2 protein-coding genes are annotated in these 7,927 nt (G+C 63.1%); both read left to right on the top strand.

Annotation, left to right across the window (positions count from 1 at the left end; all coding sequences use genetic code 11):
• The first annotated feature begins 15 nt into the window (after window positions 1-15).
• On the top strand, window positions 16-6,384 hold the full coding sequence (locus VJR68_RS01760; protein WP_324145826.1) for a non-ribosomal peptide synthetase: 6,369 nt from the start codon (window positions 16-18) through the stop codon (window positions 6,382-6,384).
• Between the two features lie 64 nt (window positions 6,385-6,448).
• On the top strand, window positions 6,449-7,924 hold the full coding sequence (locus VJR68_RS01755; RefSeq protein ID WP_324145825.1) for a cytochrome P450: 1,476 nt from the start codon (window positions 6,449-6,451) through the stop codon (window positions 7,922-7,924).
• The last annotated feature ends 3 nt before the right edge of the window (window positions 7,925-7,927 follow it).

Genomic DNA, 7,927 nt, shown 5'->3' with positions numbered 1-7,927 from the left:
CAGGATTTCCACACGCTGTTGCAACAGGTGCACCAGCACACGCTAGCGGCCTATGCGCACCAGGACGTGCCATTCGAGCAACTGGTCGAAGCGCTGCAACCGGAACGCCACACCAGCTACACGCCGCTGTTCCAGGTGATGCTGGTGCTGCAGAACACGCCGATGGATACATTGGCCTTGCCGGGCGTGTCGATGCAGGTGCTGGATCAAGGGATTGCCACCGCCAAGTTCGATCTGACGCTGTGCCTCACCGAACATCCGGAGGGTTTGCAGGGCTATGTCGAATACAGCACCGATCTGTTCGAGCGGCGCACCATCGAGCGCATGGCCGATCACTTCACGCGCCTGCTGCAGGCGATCGTTACCGATCCGGCTTGCGCGGTCGGCGAGTTGGACATGCTGGGCGATGGCGAGCGTCAACAACTGCTCTACGGCTTCAACGACACCGCCAAGGCGTATCCGAACGTAAGCATGGGTGCGCACACGCTGCAGCAGTTGTTCGAAGCACAAGTTGCGCGCACGCCGGATCGCGTCGCGGTGATCTATGAAGACATGTCCTTGAGCTACGCCGAACTCAATGCGCAGGCCAATGGCGTTGCGCGGCATCTGCGCACGCTGGGCGTGGGGCCGGACGGCCTGGTCGGCGTCTGCATGGAGCGCTCGCTGGACATGATCGTGGCGCTGTACGGGATCCTGAAGGCGGGCGGCGCGTATGTGCCGTTGGAGCCGGGTTATCCGGCGGATCGCCTTGCCGCCATCGTGGAGGATGCGAGGCTTTCCGTGGTGCTGACCCAGCAACGCCTGCGCGAACGGGTGCCGCACGTGCAGGGCGTGCGGGTAATTTCGCTGGATAGCGAGGCAGCCACGCTGGCGCGCCACGCTACGGACAATCTCGACCATGACGTGCAGCCAAACCATCTGGCGTACGTCATCTACACCTCCGGTTCCACCGGCAAGCCAAAAGGTGTGGGCATCGATCACCAAGGCATCGTCAATCGCCTGCAATGGATGCAGGATGCCTATCCGCTGACCGCAGCGGATCGGGTGCTGCAGAAAACGCCTTTCAGCTTCGACGTGTCCGTATGGGAGTTTTTCTGGCCGCTGCTCGAAGGCGCCATGCTGGTGGTGGCCCGTCCGGGCGGCCATCAGGATGTGGCCTATCTGGCCGCGCTGATCGATGCGCAATCGATCACGACACTGCATTTCGTGCCGCCGATGCTGGACGTGTTCATCAACGAGGCCGGTGAGTGCGGACGTTCGATGCGTCAAGTGATGTGCAGCGGACAAGCCCTGCCGCTGGAACTGCAGCAGCGTTTCTTCGCGCGCTGGCCGCACGTGGCATTGCATAACTTGTATGGCCCCACCGAGGCCTCGGTCGATGTCACCGCATGGGAATGCCGCAAGGACAGCGCACTGGCCTGCGTACCGATCGGACGGCCGATCGCCAATATCCAGATCCATATTCTGGACGACGCGCTCAACCCGGTGCCGGTGGGTGTGGTTGGCCATCTGTACATCGCGGGCGTGGGTTTGGCGCGCGGTTACATTCATCGTCCCGCGCTGACTGCGCAAAGCTTTGTCCCCAACCCGTTCAGTGCCGCGCCCGGTGCGCGGATGTATCGCTCCGGCGACCTGGCGCGCTATCTGCCCGATGGCAGCATTGAATACCTGGGGCGCAGCGATCATCAGGTGAAGATCCGCGGCCTGCGCATCGAGCTGGGTGACATCGAAGCCTCGCTGGCGGCGTTGGAAAGCGTGCGCGACGTCATCGTGCTGGCGCGGACTGATGCGCGGAACATCACGCATCTGGTGGCGTATCTGGTGGCGCATGCCGCGCAAACGCTGCCGGACGAGGCGCAGCTGCGTGCGCTGTTGTCGAAAAAATTGCCCGACTACATGGTGCCCAGCCACTTCGTGACGCTCGATGCGATGCCGTTGACGCCGAACGGCAAGGTCGATCGCAAAGCACTACCGGCGCCCGACCTCACGCAAAGTGCGAAAGCGTACGTGGCTCCGCGCACGCCGGACGAGCAACGCATGGCGGCGATCTGGGCGGACGTGCTCAAGCTGGACCGCGTCGGCATCCACGACGATTTCTTCGAACTGGGTGGCCATTCGCTGTTGGCAACGCAACTGGTGTCGCGGATCGCCGCCGTGTTCCAGGTGCGCGTATCGCTGCATGAGATTTTCGATGCGCCGACCTTGGTCGAGATGGTCGGCTGCGTGCGCCCGGCAAGCGCGCAAAACGAAATATCCCCCCAAGCGCCGACGCCTGCGGGCGAAACCTTTCCGCTGTCGTTCGCGCAACAGCGGTTGTGGCTGCTGGATCAGTTCGAAGGCCGGAATGCCGCCTACAACATGCCGGTCACCCTGCGGCTGAAAGGCGAGCTGCATCGTGATGCCTTGCAGCGTGCCCTCGATGACGTGGTGCAACGGCACGATGTACTGCGCGCCTGCTTCGAAAGCGTGGAGGATGCACCCGTGCAGCGCATCCTGCCCCGCATGGCGTGGCCGTTGGTTTATCACGACTTGAGCGATCTGGCGCAGTCTGCGCGCGAGGCCATGGCGAAGACGCTGATTGTCGACGAGACGCGCATACCGTTCGATCTGGCGAGTCCGCCGCTGGTGCGCGGTGCGCTCGTGCGGTGTGATGCACAAGAACATCTTCTACTGCTGACCATGCATCACATCGTCTCGGACGGCTGGTCGATGGGCATCCTGATGCGGGAAGTCGCCGCCTTCTATGCGCATCATGCGCGTGGCTTGCCGCTGACGCTGCCGCCACTGCCCATGCGCTACGTCGATTTTGCGAGCTGGCAGCGGCAGTGGCTGAGTGGAGAAGTGCTGGCGCAGCAACTGGATTACTGGAAGCGGCAACTCGCAGGCAGCCCTGCCTTGCTTGCGTTGCCGACCGACCGGCCGCGTCCGTCCGTGCAGGGCCGCGATGGCGCTTCGCTGCTGCTTGCGGTGCCGGCGGAACTGAGCGGCAAGTTGAAGGCGCTGAGCAGGAAATCCCACGGCAGCCTGTTCATGACCTTGTGCGCCGCGTTCAATGTCCTGCTGGCGCGTTATGCGGGCCAAACGGATATCTGCATCGGCACGCCCATCGCCAACCGCAACCAGGGCGACATCGAGGGTTTGATCGGCTTCTTCGTCAATACGCTGGTGCTGCGCACGCAGGTTGACCTCACGCAGAACTTCGACACCTTGTTGCAGCAGGTGCGCCAGCACACGCTGGATGCGTATGCGCATCAGGATGTGCCGTTCGAGCAACTGGTGGATGTGCTGCAGCCGGAACGCCATGCGAGCTACACGCCCTTGTTCCAGGTGATGCTGGTATTGCAGAACGCACCGATGGGCGAGCTGGCATTGCCGGGCCTGTCCATGCAGTTGCTGGATCATGAAAGCACGACCAGCAAGTTCGACCTGACACTGAGCCTGATGGAAGGCAGCGATGGCCTCAAGGGCCATCTCGAATACAGCACCGATCTGTTCGATCGCCACACCATGCAACGCATGGCCGATCATTTCACGCGCCTGCTGCAGGCGATCGTGGCCGATCCGCACTGCGCGGTCGGCAAGCTGCCGATGCTGAGCGAGGCCGAACGCGATCATCAATTACGCACGCTCAACAATACGGCCACGGCTTATCCCGCACAGCCGCAGACCTTGCACCAGTGTTTCGAAGCGCAAGCCGCGCGGACGCCGCATGCATTGGCGGTAATGCAAGGCGATGCATCGCTGAGCTACGCGCAACTCAACGCGCGCGCCAACCGCCTTGCGCATCATTTGCGCCATCTGGGCGTCGGCCCGGGCGCATTGGTCGGCCTGTGCATGGAACGCGGTGTCGACATGATGGTTGCGCTGCACGGCATCCTGAAAGCGGGCGGCGCCTATGTGCCGTTGGATCCCGCGTATCCGCCGGAACGGCTGGCGATGATCCTGGACGATGCCGGGCCCGCCGCGATACTCACGCAACAACATGTGCGCGCTCGCCTGCCGGCGTTGCCGGGTGTGCCGGTGCTGTGCCTGGATGGCGAAGCCGACCTGTTGCACGGCTACGCGCAGGACAATCCGCCGAACCACACGCAGCCGGAGCACACGGCCTATGTGATCTACACCTCCGGCTCCACCGGCAAGCCGAAGGGCGTCATGGTGCCGCACCGTTCGCTGCTTCACTACGTGTGGCACTGCGTGCGCGAATATCTGCGCGAAGACATCGCCGGCGCCGTGGTGAGTTCGCCGCTGGGCTTCGATGCCACCGTCACCACGCTGCTGCCGCCGTTGCTGGTGGGCAAGCCGATCGTGCTGCTGCCGGATGACGAGCGCACCTTGCCGCAATTGTCAGCGCGACTGTTTGCGCCGGGTGCGGCATGGCTGTTCAAGATCACCCCGGCACATCTGGAAGCGCTGTCATATCTGGGCGAAGCAGCAGCGGTGGATGAAACGGGCGTACCGGGCGAGGCCGCGCATTGCATCGTGGTGGGCGGGGAACAGCTCACGCTGTCTACCTTGCGCCGCTGGAAAGGCAAGCTGCTTCCCGCGGCAAGCTTCGTCAACGAATACGGACCCACCGAGACAACGGTGGGCTGCTGCATCTGGCAGTTGTCGGATGCCGCCGTGCTGGACACGCTTGAGGGCACCGCCGCGCCGATCGGCCGCGCCATCGGCAACACGCAGCTGTACGTGCTGGGCGAATGCATGCAATTGCAGCCGCTGGGCAGCGTGGGCGAGCTATATATCGGCGGCGAGGGCGTGGCGCTGGGTTATCTGCGGCGCGCGGAACTGACCGAACAGCGCTTCGTGGACGACCCGTTTGGCCAACCCGGCGCGCGCTTGTATCGCACGGGCGACCTGGTGCGTTATCGCGCGGACGGCGAGCTGGAATTCCTGGGCCGCTGCGACGATCAGGTGAAACTTCGCGGCTTCCGCATCGAGCTGGGCGAGATCGAACAGCAGCTGTCGGAGTTGCCGGACGTGCAAGCGGCCGCCGTGATGCTGCGCGAAGACGCACCCGGTGAAAAACGATTGGTGGCCTATGTCGTACCGGCGCAAGAGCGCGAACAGGACGATGCCGCGATCGCGGCGGCCTGCCGCACGGGCCTGTCGCAGCGTTTGCCCGAATACATGGTGCCCAACGCTTTCGTTGTGCTGAAGACATTGCCGCTAACCGTGAACGGCAAGGTGGACCGCAAAGCGCTGCCGGCGCCGGACCCGATGCAGACACAAAGCGATGCCGCCTATGTCGCGCCACGCACGCCGGTCGAACAGACCATGGTGGAGATCTGGGCAGACGTGCTCGGTCTCGGCAAAGTTGGCGTCTTTGACGATTTCTTCGAGCTGGGCGGACAGTCGCTGTTGGCCACGCAGATGATGTCGCGCATAAAACGCGCCTTGCACGTCGAGCTGCCGCTGCGCGCCGTCTTCGAAGCGTCAACCGTCGCGGCATTGGCGGCGAAGGTCGAGCATGCCGACATCAGCGCCACACCTTCAGCGCCGGCAACTCATCGTGTTTCATCGAACCTGGTGCCGATAAGGAAAGAGGGCGACTTGACGCCGCTGTTCCTGATCCATCCCATTGGCGGTGAGGTGCAGTACGCAGTGGATCTGGCGCGGCACCTGGATGCAAACCAACCTGTTTATGCCCTGGCGGCAAGCGGCGTTGCCGCGGGCGAAACGCCGCACGGGAGCATCCGCGAGATGGCCGCGTGTTATCTCAAGCAGATACGGCAGCTGCAAGCAAACGGCCCCTACAAGCTGGCCGGCTGGTCGCTGGGCGGCATGGTTGCCTATGACATGGCTCACCAGTTGCGTGGCGACGGCGAAAGCGTGCGCTTCGTGGGCATGGTCGACACGGGCAGCAGCCGTTCGCTGCGAGCGCAACGGCGCGCGGAACACGCTTTCGAAGCGCGCATCTTCGAACTCGATGCGTGCAGCGCTTTGCTGCATTGGGTGATCGATCTGCACCCGGACATCGGCGATGCGCGACAGCACGCTGCCTACGACGAGCTGATGGCGCTGATGGAGCGCAAGGACGTCGACACCATGATCGCCATATGCCAGCGCGAATCGCTGCTGCCGCAGCACCTGGACATGGCGTTGGTGCGGCGAATGCTGGCCGTATACGAGGCCGGCGCCAATGCCGCTGAAGCGTACGAAGCGCCGGCGGTGGACATGCCAGTGACGTATTTCGCTGCCGAGCGGGACGAGGGAGAGGACCTCACGTCGGGATGGCAGGATTTGCTGGGGCAGCGGCTGGACGTGGTGCGCATAGGCGGCAGCCATCACTCCATCGTGAAACCGCCGCACCTTGAAAAGTTGGCGCGCGAAATTTCACGCAGGATCAGAAGCCACTCGCCGAGCGGCGAACTGTCGCTTGCATGATGTGGCGCATCGCAGACATGAAGAGAAGTTGGCTGTTTCACACTCGCCTTGAAGGAAGGCCATCATGAATTCGACCATCGAAGCTTCGGCATTGAACGAGCAAACCATCAGCGAGCTGAAATACTCACGCACCATGGCGGATCTGCCCGGCCCCAAGGGGCTGCCGGTGGTGGGCAACGCGCTGAGCATGACCGGGCGCCAATGGCACCTGACACTGGCGACGTGGATTCGCGAGTTCGGGCCGATGTTTCAGGTGCGGGTACCGGGCGGTGCCATGATCGTCATCGCCGACCGCGCCACCGCCGGGGCGCTGCTGCGCGAACGTCCCGAGCAATTCCGGCGCACCGGCGGCCTCAAGATGGTGATGAACGAACTGAACATCAGCGGCGTGTTCACCGCCGAAGGCGATGACTGGCGTCGACAGCGCAAGCTGGTGATGGGCGGCCTCAATGCGGAAGTGATCCGCAACTTCTTCCCCAAGATGTCCGCCATGGCCGAGCGCATGCTGCAGCGCTGGAAAACCGCGTTGGCAGAAGGCCGGCGCGTGGATCTGCGCCGCGACCTCAAGGCCTTTGCGCTGGATGTGACTGTGGGCCTGGCGATGGGGCACGACATCGACGTGGTCAATCATGACGGCAGCCAGCTGCAGCACGATGTCGACAACATGTTTCAGCGCCTGGGCGCGCGCAGCTTTGCGCTGTTTCCGTATTGGCGCCACTTCAAGCTGCCGGCGGACCGGGAAGCCGACCAATCCGCGGAGAACATCGAACAGGCCGTGATCGGGTTTATCCGCAACACGCGCGAGCGCATGGCGCAACAACCGGAACTGCGCGAAAGGCCCACCAATATGCTGGAGGCGATGATCGCTGCAAGCGACGATCCGGATTCCGATTTCACCGACCAGGATCTGATCAGCAACGCCATCCTCAGCGTGATCGGCGGCGAAGACACCACGGCCAATTCCATGGCCTGGATGATCAACCTGTTGGCGCAGCATCCCGAGGCCGCGGCGGCACTCACCCATGAAGCCGACACCGTGCTGGGTAGTGAACCACTTGTGCGCGACTGGGAGTCGATGAAGCAATTCAACTATATCGAGGCGGCGCACAGCGAAACGCAGCGGTTGAGAACGGTGGCGCCTTTCATCGGCATCGTTGCCAATGCCGATTGCGTCGTCGCCGACACGTTCTTTCCCAAAAACACCGCCTTCGTCGTCTCGACCACGGCGGAAGGATTGGACGAAACGCAGTTTCCCGACAACGACGTGTTCCAGCCGGAGCGCTGGATTTTCGATCACCGCCCGCAAAAGGAAGAAAACCCCGTGCGCAAGCTGATTCCATTCGGCGACGGGCCGCGCGTCTGTCCCGGCCGTTTCCTCGCGATGACGGAGATCAAGCTGGTGATCTCGATGCTGATGCATAACTTTGAACTGGAGTTCGACACGCAGGCTCCGCCGGTCCAGCAGGTGATGAATTTCTTCATGGGCCCGAGCGCGGTACCGGTGCGGCTCAAGCTGCGTGGCGTTCCGGGTCACCGTTGATGG

Source organism: Dyella sp. (assembly GCF_035277725.1).
GTDB lineage: Bacteria > Pseudomonadota > Gammaproteobacteria > Xanthomonadales > Rhodanobacteraceae > Dyella_B.
This window is presented reverse-complemented; position numbering and strand designations above follow the sequence as displayed.

Coding starts and splice junctions, on each gene's coding strand:
- VJR68_RS01755 (WP_324145825.1), top strand. CDS start 6,449: ATGAATTCGACCATCGAAGCTTCGGCATTGAACGAGCAAACCATCAGC.